Origin of the sequence: Finegoldia magna ATCC 29328, assembly GCF_000010185.1 — a bacterium.
In the GTDB taxonomy this organism is placed as follows: Bacteria; Bacillota; Clostridia; order Tissierellales; family Peptoniphilaceae; genus Finegoldia; species Finegoldia magna_H.
Window position 1 is genome coordinate 723,197 of record NC_010376.1, and the last position, 14,705, is coordinate 737,901.

General features: G+C 29.2%; 15 protein-coding genes. 14 read left to right on the plus strand and 1 reads right to left on the minus strand.

What is annotated here, in order from left to right:
* Positions 1–6 precede the first annotated feature (6 nt).
* The 12 genes from priA to FMG_RS03645 all read left to right on the plus strand — a co-directional run bounded on the left by priA (position 7) and on the right by FMG_RS03645 (position 12,283).
* Positions 7–2,376: a primosomal protein N' gene (priA, locus tag FMG_RS03590; RefSeq protein WP_012290550.1), complete on the plus strand. Its 2,370-nt coding sequence runs from the start codon at positions 7–9 to the stop codon at positions 2,374–2,376.
* A gap of 9 nt (positions 2,377–2,385) precedes the next feature.
* Positions 2,386–2,874 carry a peptide deformylase gene (gene def, locus FMG_RS03595; RefSeq protein WP_012290551.1) on the plus strand — a complete coding sequence of 163 codons (489 nt, stop codon included), beginning with the start codon at positions 2,386–2,388 and terminating at the stop codon, positions 2,872–2,874.
* Positions 2,864–3,796 carry a methionyl-tRNA formyltransferase gene (gene fmt, locus FMG_RS03600; protein WP_012290552.1) on the plus strand — a complete coding sequence of 311 codons (933 nt, stop codon included), beginning with the start codon at positions 2,864–2,866 and terminating at the stop codon, positions 3,794–3,796. Before def ends, fmt begins: the two co-directional genes overlap by 11 nt.
* A gap of 9 nt (positions 3,797–3,805) precedes the next feature.
* Positions 3,806–4,489 (plus strand): zinc metallopeptidase, encoded by a 684-nt coding sequence (locus tag FMG_RS03605; protein WP_002838286.1) that lies wholly within the window; start codon positions 3,806–3,808, stop codon positions 4,487–4,489.
* Between the two features lie 113 nt (positions 4,490–4,602).
* On the plus strand, positions 4,603–5,874 hold the full coding sequence (rsmB, locus tag FMG_RS03610) for a 16S rRNA (cytosine(967)-C(5))-methyltransferase RsmB (RefSeq protein ID WP_012290553.1): 1,272 nt from the start codon (positions 4,603–4,605) through the stop codon (positions 5,872–5,874).
* A 49-nt stretch (positions 5,875–5,923) separates the two neighbouring features.
* Entirely contained in the window at positions 5,924–6,973 is a 1,050-nt protein-coding gene (gene rlmN / locus FMG_RS03615; protein ID WP_012290554.1) for a 23S rRNA (adenine(2503)-C(2))-methyltransferase RlmN, read from the plus strand.
* Complete coding sequence (locus FMG_RS03620; RefSeq protein ID WP_012290555.1) at positions 6,970–7,707, plus strand: Stp1/IreP family PP2C-type Ser/Thr phosphatase; 738 nt, start codon at positions 6,970–6,972, stop codon at positions 7,705–7,707. Before rlmN ends, FMG_RS03620 begins: the two co-directional genes overlap by 4 nt.
* Positions 7,697–9,580 carry a Stk1 family PASTA domain-containing Ser/Thr kinase gene (gene pknB, locus FMG_RS03625; protein WP_012290556.1) on the plus strand — a complete coding sequence of 628 codons (1,884 nt, stop codon included), beginning with the start codon at positions 7,697–7,699 and terminating at the stop codon, positions 9,578–9,580. Before FMG_RS03620 ends, pknB begins: the two co-directional genes overlap by 11 nt.
* Positions 9,570–10,448, plus strand: a complete 879-nt coding sequence (rsgA, locus tag FMG_RS03630) for a ribosome small subunit-dependent GTPase A (RefSeq protein ID WP_012290557.1) — start codon at positions 9,570–9,572, stop codon at positions 10,446–10,448. The genes pknB and rsgA overlap by 11 nt, the downstream gene beginning before the upstream one ends.
* The gene (gene rpe / locus FMG_RS03635; RefSeq protein ID WP_012290558.1) at positions 10,448–11,104 is read left to right on the plus strand and encodes a ribulose-phosphate 3-epimerase; all 657 of its coding nucleotides are present in this window, start codon (positions 10,448–10,450) and stop codon (positions 11,102–11,104) included. The genes rsgA and rpe overlap by 1 nt, the downstream gene beginning before the upstream one ends.
* Before the next feature lie 10 nt (positions 11,105–11,114).
* Positions 11,115–11,654, plus strand: coding sequence for an energy-coupled thiamine transporter ThiT (thiT, locus tag FMG_RS03640; RefSeq protein ID WP_012290559.1), 540 nt, complete (start codon positions 11,115–11,117; stop codon positions 11,652–11,654).
* Entirely contained in the window at positions 11,651–12,283 is a 633-nt protein-coding gene (locus FMG_RS03645) for a thiamine diphosphokinase (RefSeq protein WP_002838197.1), read from the plus strand. The genes thiT and FMG_RS03645 overlap by 4 nt, the downstream gene beginning before the upstream one ends.
* Before the next feature lie 28 nt (positions 12,284–12,311).
* Here FMG_RS03645 and rpmB read toward each other — a convergent pair whose 3' ends face one another.
* Complete coding sequence (rpmB, locus tag FMG_RS03650) at positions 12,312–12,527, minus strand: 50S ribosomal protein L28 (protein WP_002836298.1); 216 nt, start codon at positions 12,525–12,527, stop codon at positions 12,312–12,314.
* Positions 12,528–12,706: 179 nt separating this feature from the next.
* On the opposite strand from rpmB, the gene FMG_RS03655 reads away from it, so the two are divergent.
* Together FMG_RS03655 and FMG_RS03660 are read left to right on the plus strand one after the other, a co-directional pair.
* Entirely contained in the window at positions 12,707–13,069 is a 363-nt protein-coding gene (locus tag FMG_RS03655) for an Asp23/Gls24 family envelope stress response protein (protein ID WP_002838226.1), read from the plus strand.
* A gap of 8 nt (positions 13,070–13,077) precedes the next feature.
* Entirely contained in the window at positions 13,078–14,703 is a 1,626-nt protein-coding gene (locus FMG_RS03660; protein ID WP_012290560.1) for a DAK2 domain-containing protein, read from the plus strand.
* Positions 14,704–14,705: the final 2 nt, after the last annotated feature.

Here is a 14,705-nt window from a genome sequence, read left to right on the forward strand (position 1 = left end):
GTAAACATGTATATTGATGTTATTTTTAGAAATAAATCGAAGATGACTAACAGGCTGTACTCTTATCATTCGAATGAAGAAGTTGAAGTTGGAATGAGAGTAATAGTTCCTTTTGGTAAATCAAATATTAACAAATTGGCATTAGTGGTTAGAGTTAATGAAAACCCTAATCAAGATATTGATTACAAAGAAATAATATCAGTAGTAGATTTGAATCCTATTGTCACACAAGAATCCATTGACATAGCTTTTTTTATGATCGATAAATATTTGAGCGATTATAGTTCGGCTTTTCAAACTATATTACCACCTGGTAACTTTGAAGAATTAAAAGAGTATTTCGTTGCAAATGATAAACTGAATAATGTTGATGAAGATTTGTACAATATTCTTAAAACAAAGAAAGAATATTCGGAAATTAAGGAAATTTCAGATATTAGTCACAAAAAACTAATGGAGTATGTTAAATTTGGTTTATTGAAAATGGATTTAGTGTACGATCAAAAAATTTCTCCTAAATTATTAAAATACGTAAAACTTATAGACAATAATCCAGTTATTTCAAAAAGAGCAAACGCACAACAAAAAATAGTTGATATGCTTAAAAAGGAAAGCAATATACTGTATAGCGAACTTTTAGCTAAAACAAATACGACTTCAAGTGTAGTAAAAGCACTTGAGGAAAAGAAAGTTGTTAAAATTTATTTCAAAGAAGTTGACAGAATTGTTGTGGATGACACCAAATCTTATCATAAAATAAGCCTAAATTCGCAGCAAGAAAATGCCTACAATTCGATTTTAGAAAATCAATTTAATTTGTTACATGGTGTCACTGGTAGTGGAAAAACTGAAGTTTATTTGCATTTGGTTGAGAAAATGTTAAACGAAGGAAAAGATAGCATAGTTTTGGTTCCAGAAATTTCTTTGACACCTCAGACAATTGAAAGATTTGAGGGAAGATTTCCTGGGAAAGTTGCTATTATTCATTCTAAACTAAATATTAACGAAAAATTTGAACAATTTAGAAAAATGTATAATGGAGAATACAAGATAGTGGTTGGAGCTAGAAGCGCAGTATTTTCCCCTTTTAAAAATTTAGGTTTGATAATAATTGATGAAGAGCATGAAACAAGTTATGTAAGTGAAAAAAATCCTAAATATAATGCTATCGATATTTCTAGATTTAGAGCAGAATATAATAACGCAAAGCTTTTATTGGGGTCGGCAACTCCTGGAGTTGAAGAATACAATAATGCTTTAAAAGGTCAGTACAACCTTATAGAAATGAACAAAAGAGCAAACAATACAACTCCTGTGGATTGCACGATTGTAGACATGAGAAAAGAATTAGAGACTGGAAACATGAGAATGTTTAGTAAAGTTCTTCTCAACAAAATTCAAGAAAATTTAAACAACAAAAAACAAACTATTTTGTTTTTAAACAAAAGAGGCCACACTTCTTTTATTTCGTGTAGAAGATGTGGATATGTATTAAAATGTGATAGCTGCGATGTATCCATGACATATCACAAAACAAAAAACAGACTGATTTGTCACATGTGTGGAAGAACTGCATTAAAACCAAAAGTATGTCCTAATTGTGGTTCGAAATTTATTAAAGAGTTTGGAGCAGGAACGCAAAAACTAGAAGAAGAAACTAGAGAGCTATTTCCAGATGCACGAATTGTACGAATGGATAGGGACACTACAAACACGAAAAAAGATTACGAAAAAATCTACGATATGATGAATAATCAAGAAATAGACATATTAATTGGGACACAAATGTTGTCAAAAGGATTTGATTTTCCAAATGTAACACTAGTCGGTGTAATGGCTGCAGATATTAGTTTGAACTTAGGAGATTACAAATCAAACGAAAAAACATTTCAATTGATAACTCAAGTAGCCGGAAGAGCTGGAAGAGCAGAATATGAAGGAGATGTAATTATACAAACTTATAAACCTGATAATTTTGCTATCACATCAGCAGCGCTTCATGATTACAAAATGTTTTATGAAAAGGAGATAAAACTTCGAAAATCATTTAATTATCCTCCTTTTTACAGGATATTAAATATCAATATCTCCAGCAGAAATCGAAATGTTGCGATGAAAAAAATCAATGAGGTTTCAAATTATGTTGCTGCATTGATTAGAAGATATAAATTATCTACAACATTGATTAATGGTCCTCATCCTTCTCCAATAGAAAGGATAAATAATATGTACAGGTTTGATTTGTACTATAAATTCCCTAATGGAGATGATAAAATAATAGAAATAATAAAAAAAGTTTTAATAAACAATGAATACAATATTAACTTAGAGGGAATAACGCTTAAAATAACATTAGATCCTCAAAGTTATTTTTAAGGAGATAAAATGGCATTAAGACAAATTAGATTAGAAAATGATCCAATCTTGAGAAAAAAATCAAGAGAGGTTGAAAAAATAGATGATAGAATCAAACAAATCGTAGAAGATATGTTTGAAACGATGTATGAAAATAAAGGAATAGGATTGGCTTGTGTTCAAGTTGGAATGCTTAAGAGAATAGTAGTAATAGACATGCAAGATGAAGACGGGAAAATGGTTTTGATAAATCCTAAAATAATAGAAAAATCAGAAGAGAAACAAATTAATATTGAAGGTTGTCTATCTGTTCCTGGGAAAAATGGATACGTGGAAAGACCGAAGACAGTTGTTGTAGAATACACTGATTTAAATGGAAACACTCAAAGAGTAATGGGTACTGATTACAAAGCACATTGTTTTTGTCATGAATTAGATCACTTGGATGGCGTATTGTACACTGATAAAGTATTGAATCTTTCTGAAGAAGAAGTTGAGAGATTGAATAATGAAAAATAAAATTGTATTTACAGGTTCGCCTGATTTTGCAGTTGAGAGTTTGCAAAGATTATATGATAATCCAAATAACGAAATTCAATTAGTAATATCACAAGAAGATAAAAAACGAAATAGAAACAAATTTTCACCTACAGCTGTAAAAAAAAGAGCTATGGAATTGGGGATTGATGTTATCACTCCAAAAAATATCAATGATGAAGAAGTTTTCGATTTACTAGATAAACTTAATCCTGATTTTATTGTGGTAGTAGCTTATGGTCAATTAATCAAAAAAAGAATTCTTGATAGATTTAAAAACAAGATTTTGAATGTTCACGCATCAATTTTACCAAAATACAGAGGAGCTTCTCCAATTAATTATTCACTATTAAATGGCGATAAGGAGTCTGGAGTAAGTATAATGTTAGTTGAACAAGGCCTTGATACGGGAGATGTATTAGCAGTAGATAAAATTAAGCTTGACAATGAAATTATGCTTGAAGAATTACACGATAAATTAATGATAATGGGTGCTGATTTAATTAATAAAGTAATTGATGATTACCAAAAATATTTTGATTCAAGAAAAGAACAAAATGAAAATGAGGCCTCCATAGTAGGAAAAATTCATAAATCTATGGGCCAAATTAATTTTAATGAGAAATCAGATGTTATTTACAATAAATTTAGAGGATTAACTCCTTGGCCGGGGTTGTTTTTCAAATTAGAAGATAAAATAATAAAAGTTCACAATATCAACATAATAAAACAATATAATGATAATAAGAATGGTGAAGTTGTAAAGGTAGATAAAAATGGTATAAAAGTTGCTTGCGAAGATGGATTTATCATTATCACAAGATTACAACTTCCTAATAAAAAACCTCTAAATATAAGCGAATATTTAAATGGAAATTCATTTGAAGAGGGAATAATTTTGTAGGAGGAATCATTGTTTAATTTTTATTATGATAGGACTATGCTGCTTTTAATTCCAGCTTTGATATTGGCGTTTTACTCACAATACAAGGTTAGTCATACTTTTGATAAGTATCAAAAGATTACTAACTCAAAAGGTTTAACTGGAAAAGAAATGGCTAGAGTTTTACTTGATTACGAAGGTTTATCTGAAATAGAAATCGTAAATGTTCAAGGTAGCCTAACCGATTATTATGATTCATCAAATAAAGTATTAGCTTTATCAGATGAAGTTTATAATAGCCAGTCGATTTCAGCAGTTTCTGTAGCAAGTCATGAAGTTGGTCATGCAATTCAAGATAAGGAAAATTATGGTTTCTTAAGATTTAGAGAATCATTGTTTCCAGTTGTGAATTTTGCTTCGAAATCAGTGTGGATTTTAATTTTACTAGGATTTTTATTTAGCATGAGACCATTAGTAGAATTTGGAATTATTTTGTTTTCTGCAACTGTTTTATTTCAATTAGTAACTTTACCAGTTGAATTTGATGCAAGTAAAAGAGCCATAAGAGCATTATCAAACGGATTATTGGCTGATGATGAAATAGAACCAGCAAAACAAGTTTTAAAGGCTGCGGCATTGACTTATATTGCAAGTGCTTTGGTATCATTATTACAATTGGTAAGGCTAATATTGATATCAAAAGATAGAGATTAACACAAATGTAGATTGAACCTAAGAATAATTATTCTAGGTTCAATTTTTTTATTTTTGTAGTTTTAGTGTAAAATATATTATGTAATGAAAATAGTTAAAAGAAATGAGAGATTATGAATATTAGAAATGAAATAATTAATATTACAAATTCCATAAATAATAAATCAGGATATTCTTCTGAAATATTAAAAACTTATGATTATGGTGATTTGGATAAAAGAGATATCGCATATATTAAGAAATGTGTTTTTACTGAAATAGAAAATAGATTTTTCGTAGATTATGTAATATCTAAGTGTAGCGATTTGGAAATAAATAGACTTGATAAGATCGTTCTGGAAATATTAAGAATGGCAACTACAGAAATACTATTTATGAAAACAGCTGATTATGCAGTGGTTGACGAGGCTGTAGAATTGGCTGGCAGCATAACAAGATACAAAGATTATGTTAATGCTGTTTTAAGAGAAGTTTGTAGAATTAATGTGGATTCTGAAGATTTAGAAGATGATATAAAATTTTCTATAAATAAGGATTTGCTTAAAATGTTAAATAAGTCTTATTCGAAAAAAACTGTTAGAAAGCTTCTTAAATCATTCTTTTATAAATCTGATTTTGTAATCAAACAAAATAAATTAAAAGAAAACAATTTAAAAATAAACCTAGAAAATCAAGGATTTGCATTAAATGATCATCCGTTTTTAAAAGACAGTTTCATTGTAGAAAATCCAGAATCTATAATAGATACGAAAGAATTTAAAGAAGGTAAATTTCTTATACAAGATGGTTCATGTAGTTTGTGTGCAGAAATATTAGAACCGTTGGAAAACTCTATAATACTTGACATTTGTGCTGCTCCTGGGTCAAAATCATGTAATATTCAAGAAATAACAAACAATCAGTCGATTATTTATTGCAATGATATTAATCAGAATAAAATTGCTAGGATTAAGGAGAATGTAGAAAAATGTGCAGTGAAAAATGTTCAATATATGAACTTTGATGCGACTACTTTACAAAAAGATTTGATAAATAAATTTGACAGAATTTTAGTGGATGCACCATGTTCTGCTACTGGCGTTATAAATAAAAATCCTGAAATAAAGTTATTCAGAACAAAAAAAGATGTTGAAAATCTAGTAAATACACAACGACAAATACTTGAAAATTGTGAGAAATATCTAAAAAAAGGTGGCATTTTAGTTTATTCTACTTGTTCACTTTTAAAAGAAGAAAACGAAGAAAATGTTGAATTTATAGAAAATAGATTACATTTAAAAAGAAAAGACATTGAATTTTATGGAGATAAAAATGAATTTATAAAACTAATGCCTTTTCAAAAAGGAACGCAAGGCTTCTTCATTTCAAAGTTTGTAAAGGACTAATAGATTACAAAACTTGGTATTTTTGATATAATTTAATTTGGTGAATAATATGCAAAATAAAATCATCTTAGAAAATATGACTGTTGATGAACTGAAGGAATTTTTTGTTAACAATGGAGAAAAACCATTCAGAGCGTTGCAGTATTTTCAAGCTATTCATAAAAATAGAATATTCAATCCGGACGAAATGACTAATTTCTCTAATAGTTTAAGGGGAAAATTAAATCAGTACAACGATATAAAAAATTGTTCTATCATAAAAAGGATTGATTCCAAACTAGACAACACAAAAAAATATCTTATTGAGATGAGTGATGGTAATATCGTAGAAACTGTATTTATGCAGTATAAGACTCACACTTCAATATGCTTGTCAACACAAATTGGTTGCAAGATGGGTTGCAAATTTTGTGCGTCAACAAAGAAGAGTTTTGTAAGAAATTTACAACCTTATGAGATGTGCGCTCAAATTTATTTGGTGGAAAATGATTTGGATATAAGAATTAATAATATAGTATTGATGGGAATAGGCGAACCACTAGATAATTACGACAATGTTTCTAGATTTATTGATTTGATTACTGACAAAGATGGTCAAGATATGTCAATTAGAAATATAACATTATCTACTTGCGGATTGGTTGATAAAATTATTAGACTTGCAAACGATGATATAGGTATAAATATAACTATTTCACTTCATAATCCATTCGATAATGAGAGAAATAAACTTATGCCAATAGGAAACAAATACTCAATTGAAGAGATTCTAGATGCATGTGATTACTATTTCAAGAAAACTAAACGACGTATTGGTTTTGAATACACTGTCATTGAAAATGTTAATGATTCAAAAAAATACATGGATAAGTTAGTTAGTTTATTGAAAAACAGAAATTGCTTATTGAACTTGATAACATTAAATCCTATTGAAGAATTTAATCAAAAATCTCCAGATAGATATAAAATGACAGAATTTATGGAATATATGAACAAAAATAATGTGAATACAACGATAAGAAGAAAACAAGGCATTGATATAGATGGGGCCTGTGGACAATTAAGAATTAACAATATGACAAAAAGAGGTGTGAAATGAAATATGCTTCAAACACAGACATCGGCTTGGTAAGAAAGCTAAATGAAGATTATCATATGAATTATATGACTGATGATTTTAGCTTACTTGTTGTATGTGATGGAATGGGCGGACATAAAGCTGGTGAAGTTGCAAGTAAGAAGGCAGTCGAAACAGTTGTAAATTTTGTAAAAGAAAATGAAAATGAGAAAGATTATGAGAGAATATTAACTGAGGCTATTGAATTAGCTAACGATGAAGTATTCAACGATAGTGAAAATAATTCGGAACATAGAAACATGGGAACTACGATAGTTGCATGCTTAATTCATGATGATAATGCTATTGTAGCAAATGTAGGTGATAGTAGATTATACTTGTATAGAGATGAAGAATTAAAGCAAATAACTGTCGATCATTCTCTTGTAAATGACTTGTTATCATCTGGAACTATCACAGAAGAAGAAGCTGTTGATTTCGCGCAAAAAAATGTTATTACAAGATCATTGGGAATTCAAGATAATGTAGATGTAGATATATTTAATATTAAACTTGTTAATGGAGATTTGATATTAATGTGTACAGATGGATTAACTTCACAATTAGAAAATGAAGACATAGTTGATATTATCAAAGAAGAATCGGATTTAGATCAAATTATTAAAAATTTGATTGATGAAGCAAATGATATCGAAGGAATAGATAATGTAACTATTACGCTTTATTTATTTGAAGGGGAAAATTATGATAGGTAAAATTTTAGGCGATAGATACGAGATAATAGAAGAAGTCGGCGTTGGAGGTATGGCCAAAGTGTACAAAGCTTTGGATACTGTTTTAAATCGATATGTCGCTGTAAAAGTTTTAAAAAATGAATACATGGAAGACCAAGATTTTCTTAGAAAATTTGCCATGGAAGCTCAATCTGCTGCATCATTGACTCATGCAAATATTGTAAGTGTGTTTGACGTTGGAAGCTCTTATGTAGATGGTCGCAAATATAATTACATTGTAATGGAATATGTGGATGGTAAAACTTTAAAAGATATAATCGACGAAAAACAAGTTTTACCAATTGAAGATATCGTAAATTATGGAGTTCAAATAGCAAGCGCATTAGAATGCGCTCATAAAAATGGGATAATCCATCGAGATATAAAACCGCATAATATGCTTATTGATAAATCTAATAATCTAAAAGCTACAGATTTTGGAATTGCAAGAATTTCTTCATCAGCAACATTAACATATACTTCAACAGTTTTAGGAACTGTTCATTATATATCACCAGAACAAGCAAAGGGTAAATTTATTGATGAAAAAAGTGATATATATTCATTAGGTGTAGTATTGTACCAAATGGCTACAGGAGAAGTTCCGTTTGATGCACCAAATGCAGTTGGCATTGCGTTAAAACATATTCAAGACCCATTGGTACCACCTATAAATCTGCGTCACGATTTGCCACAAGGACTTAATGATATCATAGTTAAAGCTATGGCAAAAGATCCTAACGACAGATTTAAATCTGCTACAGAATTAAAAGAGATGTTGAAGAATTATCAAAACTACTCATCTGATTTGTATCAAAAAACTACAAAAAATCCAATAATTAAAGAAAATGACGAACAACCTGAAGTAAAAGAAGCGATTTATAAAACTCCTATACAGTCTTCTACAAAAGACAATAAAAATAAATCTAAAAAGATTTTGTGGATTATATTACCAATCATTCTAGCTTTTTTGGTATTTGTTGCGGTGTTATTAGGTAAAAAGTATATAAACAAGAATAAACAAGACTTAGTCATAGTTCCAGCGTTGACTGGGTTAACTGAAAATGATGCATTGAATAAAGCTAAAGCTAGCAATTTGATTGCTGTAGTTTCAGAGTACAAAACCGAAAATAGTGTTGAGCCAGGAAAAGTAATAGAACAAACTCCAGAATCTAGTTCGGAAGTAAAAAAAGGAACTATTATAAAATTAGTCGTGAGCAAAGGTGAAGAACAGGTTTCTGTGCCTAATTTATCAAATATGACAATAGAAAATGCTAAAATTCAGCTCAACAAATTAGGCTTAGAAATCGGAGAAATTACTAAAGAAAACAGCGATAATTTTGAAGTTGGAAAAATTATGAAACAACATCCAGAAGCAGGAACTAGCATAGGCAAGGATTCTAAAATTGATTTGGTAATTTCTTTAGGGAAAAAAGAAGAACTAGTAGAAATGGTTGACTTGATGGGCAGTGATATTAGTCAAGCCATTAATAAACTAAAATCAATTGGACTAAATATAGGTAATATTGAAAAAAAATATAGTAATTCCTATGATACTAACCAAGTAATTTGGCAACAATACGATGCAGGAAAAAAACTGAAAAAAGATAGTTCTATTGATGTTATAATCAGTAAAGGTAAAAAAGATTCTGAGATGGTTGAAAGATTATTTAGAATAAGTAAACCAGTAGATAGAGGAATTTACACTGTCACTATAAAAGACGAAACAGAAGATAATATCATATATGAAGAAAACCATAAAGCTTCTGAAGGAGATATTAGAATAAAACTTAAAGTAAAACCTAAAAACGACATTAAAGTTTATATTAATGGAGAATTGATTAATGTCGGATAAAACAGGGATTATTACTAAAATTCAAAGAGAATTGTTCTACGTAAGCATTGGAAATAATGTATATCCTTCAAAAGCCAAAGGGAATTTTAGAAATAAAAAAATTACCCCTGTTGTAGGAGATAAGGTAGATATACATGTAGAAAATGGTCTTGGATTTATTTTAAAAATACATCCAAGATCTGTACTTTTACATCGACCAGAAGTGAGTAATGTAGACAAATGTTTCGTATTGAGTAGTATAAAATCACCAAATATTAATTTGATGTTATTGGATAAATATTTGTTGATGATTGAGAAAAACAATATTGATTGTGTGATTGTATTCAATAAATCTGATTTGGTATCTGATGATGAAAAAAAGATATTTGCAGACATATACAGAAACATCGGATACAAGGTTATATTTAATTCAAATGAATCTTCACATGTAAATGAAGAATTATTAAAAGAATTTAAAAATCATATCAGCTGTGTTATAGGACCGAGTGGAGCAGGAAAATCTAGTACTTTAAAAAAATTGTTTCCAAATGAAAATTTTGTTTCTGGAAAAATAAGCGAAAAAACTCAGAGAGGAAAACAAACAACTAGACATATCGAAATTAAAATGGTTGATGAAAATACTTATGTTTTGGATACTCCAGGATTTAGTTCTTTTGATTTATCTTTTTTAAAAGATAAATCAGAAATCAAGAATAATTTCTTAGAATTTAGAAAGAACAGTTCAAAATGTAAATTTAATAATTGTGAACACATCAATGAACCGAAATGCGAAATAAAAAAACTTTTAGAATCTGGAGAAATATCTAAAAGTAGATATGATAACTATTTAAAAATTGTAGAAGAATACGAGAAAATTAGGAGGTATTAATGGCTAGTTTGAGTCCGTCTTTGTTGGCGTGTAATTTTTTTGAATTAGAAAAGAACTTAGATATATTAAAAAATAAAGGAATAAGATATTTACATTTAGATGTTATGGATGGAAATTTTGTACCAAATATTTCTTTTGGACCAGCAATTATAAAACAAATCAGAGAAAAATATCCAGAATTTATCTTTGATTGTCACCTTATGGTTAATAAACCAGAGAATGTTATAAATGATATATTGGATGCAGGAGCTGATATAATTACTTTTCACCCAGAAGCAACTTTTCATCCTCATAGAATAATTCAAACTGTTCATAAAGCAGGTAAAAAGTGTGGGTTAGCATTAAATCCTTCTACAGGGTTAGAATCTTGTAAATATATTATTGATGATTTAGATATTATACTTGTAATGAGCGTAAATCCAGGTTTTGGGGGACAATCGTTCATAGAAAGTCAATATTTGAAATTAATAGACGCAAGAAATATGATAAAAGCTTCAAAAAAAGATATTATATTAGAAGTTGATGGAGGAGTTAAAACTTCGAATATTGATAAAGTTTTGGAGTCAGGAGCTGATTTAATCGTAAGTGGATCAGATGTTTTCAATCATAATATTGAATCACAATTAGATATTTATAATCAAAAATTAAAAAGATAGGGAGAATGTTATGAACAAAAATTTGAAGTTTATGGTTGAAGGAGCTATTACTTTAGCTCTTACAGCGGTATTGAACAGTATAGTAATTTTTAAAATGCCAAGAGGAGGATCTGTTTCATTGGCAGGATACGTTCCAATCTTATTATTTGGGCTAAGATGGGGACTCAAACCTGGTATTTTAATAGGACTAATGTATGGGATTTTAGATAGCCTTATAGATCCTTACGTTATCCATCCAATACAATACCTACTAGACTATCCAATAGCTTATATGGCTCTAGGTTTATCAGGATTGGGATGTAATGAGGAAACTTTAAGTGGCAAAATTAATATTAAAATGATTTTAGCGTGTGTATTCGCGGTATTAATGAGAGGTGTAGCTGCTATATTAAGCGGTTATGTATTCTTTAAAGACACATTACCAAAAGATATACCGGCTTTACTGGGATCTTTCTTGTATAATATTACTTATATCGTTCCAAATGGAATTATAGCTATAGTTGTAATTTTAATTTTAATTAAACCTGTATCAAAGGTAAGTAAGAAATGATTGGGTTGATTTGTTGCGCCGGTGAATTGTCTGATAGGATTCTTTTTGAAGAATATTACGAAAAATCAGATTTTAAAATAGCAGTAGATGGTGGTACAAAATATTTTACAGACTATGACAAAGATTTTGATTTCGCTATAGGAGATTTTGATTCTATAAAAATCGAGGATAAAAAATTTCTAGAAGTAAATAACAAGATTTATGAAAAATATAAGCGAAAAAAAGATTTTACTGATTTTGAAGCCGCAATAAATATATTAATAGAAAAAAATTGTAAAACAATATATGCCTTTGGTGCAACAGGAACAAGATTAGATCATACAATGTCGAATTTAATCTACTCAAAAAAATGCTTTGATATTGGAATTGAACTTGTATTTGTTGGAAATAATAACATTATTAAATTCTTAGGCGAAAGCACTGAATGCGTTATGAGATATGATTATATCTCTATTGTAGTATTATCGAATAATGGCATGAGAATTAGATTAAAAGGTTTTGAATACGATAGTGAAAACTTGGATGTGGATTATTGTTCAACATTAACTATTAGCAATAAAATAAAAGATAAAAAAGCATATATAGAATTAATTGAAGGATATGGTCTTTTGATTGATTCTAGAGATTAAAAAAGAGTCGAAATTTCGACTCTTTGTTTTATTCTTCTTCTGTTGTTTTGATAAATTGAGGTCTTTCAACTAAACCTGATCTTAAGCATCTTGTGCACACATTGATTCTTTTTGGTTTGCCATCAACTAAAGCTCTAACTTTTCTGATGTTAGGTGCCCAGCTTCTATTTGAAGATCTTAAAGAAAATGATCTATTATTTCCGAAAGTTCTTGATTTACCACAAATTTCACATTTTTTGGACATAATTACACCTCCTGGTTCTTTTTCAAATGTCTCTTGATATTATAGCATATTTTAAAACAGAATTTCAAGCTTTTAAAGCTAAAATATGTTATAATAATATAGTATTAATATGTAAATTAGAATCTTTGACATAAAAAGAGTATAATATAATTAATTAGGTATCACAAATAGGAGGTAATATGACTACTAAAATTGATAACGAATATGGTTCAATATTAATATCAGATAATATCGTTAGAACTATTGCTAGTGAAACAGCGATGACTTGTTATGGGATTGTTGGACTAGCTTATAAAAATTTGTCAGATGGTTTTTTAATGTTACTCAATAAAGATAATATGAGTAAAGGCGTAAAAGTATATACAAAAAATAATAAAATTGTAATAGATTTGACTGTTGTTTTGGAATATGGTACTAAAATTGCTGTGGTTTGCCAAAATATTATTGATACAGTTAAATATAGTGTAGAAAACAAAACAGGTCTTGAAGTTGAATGTGTTAATGTTCTTGTTCAAGATATGAGAATAAACGAAGGAAAATAGGGGGCACAATGAAGAATGACGCAACACTGTTCAAGAATTGCCTTCTAGCGGGATTTAAGAACTTAGAAAATAAAAGGGAAATAGTTAATAGCTTAAATGTTTTTCCGGTTCCTGATGGAGATACTGGTACCAATATGACATTGACAATTAAATCTGCTATTTCCAAGGTCAATGGCGTAACTGATTTGAGCATTGCAAGTTTAGCGAAAGCTATGAGCGATGGTTCACTTATGGGAGCTAGAGGAAATTCGGGAGTAATTACTTCTCAAATTATGAGGGGTTTTTATAATGGTTTTAAAGATTATACAGAATTTAATATATTAGCATTAAGAGATGGATTTGTTGAAAGTTATAAAACTGCCTACAAAGCTGTAATGAAACCAACAGAAGGAACTATTCTTACAGTTTCTAGATGCATGGGAGAATTTGCTGAAGATAACTACCAAAATTACGAAGATATCAAAGAATTTTTGACAGATATTATTTCTGAAGGTAACAAGGCGCTTCTTAAAACAAAAGAAATGTTACCTGTTTTAAAAGAAGCCGATGTAGTTGATGCAGGTGGACAAGGATTAATGCTATTTTTAGAAGGCGTTTTAAATTACGATAATGAAAAATTAATTTCAGAAACTGTAATAGATGAATCTTCTAGAACTATCAATGAAAACACGAATGTTGTATCTGATGAAGAAATAAAATTTGGATATTGTACTGAATTTTTCATAATGACTGATGCTGACGAAAATTCATATAGATCAAAACTTGAAAACCTTGGAGATTGTTTATTAGTTGTAAAAGGTGATGGAGTAATCAAGACTCATATACACACTAACAATCCTGGTAAAGTTTTAGAAATAGCCTTAGAATTAGGCGCATTAAAAGATATTAAAATTGATAACATGAGATTACAACATCAAAACTTGTATTCTACTGAAGAAGAAATTAATCAAGCTTCTAGTAAACCTTCAGAACCAGAAAAAGATTTTGGATTTGTGGTTGTTAGCAGTGGGAAAGGCTTCAGCAAAGTTTTTGAGATGCTAAATGTCGATGAAGTAATAACTGGTGGCCAAACAATGAATCCATCAACTGAAGATATAGTTAATTCTATAGAAAAAGTTAATGCAAAGACAGTTTATGTGTTCCCAAATAATAAAAATATTATATTATCAGCAAATCAAGCTAAACAAATAGTTGATAAGCAAGTATATGTGGTAGAAACAAAAGCCGTACCACAATCTATTTCTGCGCTTTTGGCTTTCAACGAAGAAGCTAGTGCACAAGAAAACTTTGACAGTTTTAACGATGTAATATCTACTGTAAAAACGGGAGAAGTTACTTTTGCTGTGAAAGATTTAAATATGTCTGATATAAAAGTGAAAAAAGACGATATTATCGGTCTTGATCAAAAGAATATTAGGGCTGTCGGTAATGATATTAACAAAGTTTCAATGGATTTATTAAGACAACTAATTCAAAAAGATGATTCATTAGTCACTATATATTACGGCGAAGGTTGTGATGAAATGATGGCCAATAAATTAAGGGATAGTTTGGAAGAAGAATATAAAGATATTGATATAGAGGTTGTTGAGGGATCTCAACCGTTATATTATTATGTATTTTCAATAGAATAACT

Excerpts from the sequence above, each read along its gene's own strand:
- priA (WP_012290550.1), top strand. The coding sequence starts at position 7 with ATGTATATTGATGTTATTTTTAGAAATAAATCGAAGATGACTAACAGG.
- def (WP_012290551.1), top strand. The coding sequence starts at position 2,386 with ATGGCATTAAGACAAATTAGATTAGAAAATGATCCAATCTTGAGAAAA.
- fmt (WP_012290552.1), top strand. The coding sequence starts at position 2,864 with ATGAAAAATAAAATTGTATTTACAGGTTCGCCTGATTTTGCAGTTGAG.
- rsmB (WP_012290553.1), top strand. The coding sequence starts at position 4,603 with ATGAATATTAGAAATGAAATAATTAATATTACAAATTCCATAAATAAT.
- rlmN (WP_012290554.1), top strand. The coding sequence starts at position 5,924 with ATGCAAAATAAAATCATCTTAGAAAATATGACTGTTGATGAACTGAAG.
- FMG_RS03620 (WP_012290555.1), top strand. The coding sequence starts at position 6,970 with ATGAAATATGCTTCAAACACAGACATCGGCTTGGTAAGAAAGCTAAAT.
- pknB (WP_012290556.1), top strand. The coding sequence starts at position 7,697 with ATGATAGGTAAAATTTTAGGCGATAGATACGAGATAATAGAAGAAGTC.
- rsgA (WP_012290557.1), top strand. The coding sequence starts at position 9,570 with ATGTCGGATAAAACAGGGATTATTACTAAAATTCAAAGAGAATTGTTC.
- rpe (WP_012290558.1), top strand. The coding sequence starts at position 10,448 with ATGGCTAGTTTGAGTCCGTCTTTGTTGGCGTGTAATTTTTTTGAATTA.
- thiT (WP_012290559.1), top strand. The coding sequence starts at position 11,115 with ATGAACAAAAATTTGAAGTTTATGGTTGAAGGAGCTATTACTTTAGCT.
- FMG_RS03645 (WP_002838197.1), top strand. The coding sequence starts at position 11,651 with ATGATTGGGTTGATTTGTTGCGCCGGTGAATTGTCTGATAGGATTCTT.
- rpmB (WP_002836298.1), bottom strand. The coding sequence starts at position 12,527 with ATGTCCAAAAAATGTGAAATTTGTGGTAAATCAAGAACTTTCGGAAAT.
- FMG_RS03655 (WP_002838226.1), top strand. The coding sequence starts at position 12,707 with ATGACTACTAAAATTGATAACGAATATGGTTCAATATTAATATCAGAT.
- FMG_RS03660 (WP_012290560.1), top strand. The coding sequence starts at position 13,078 with ATGAAGAATGACGCAACACTGTTCAAGAATTGCCTTCTAGCGGGATTT.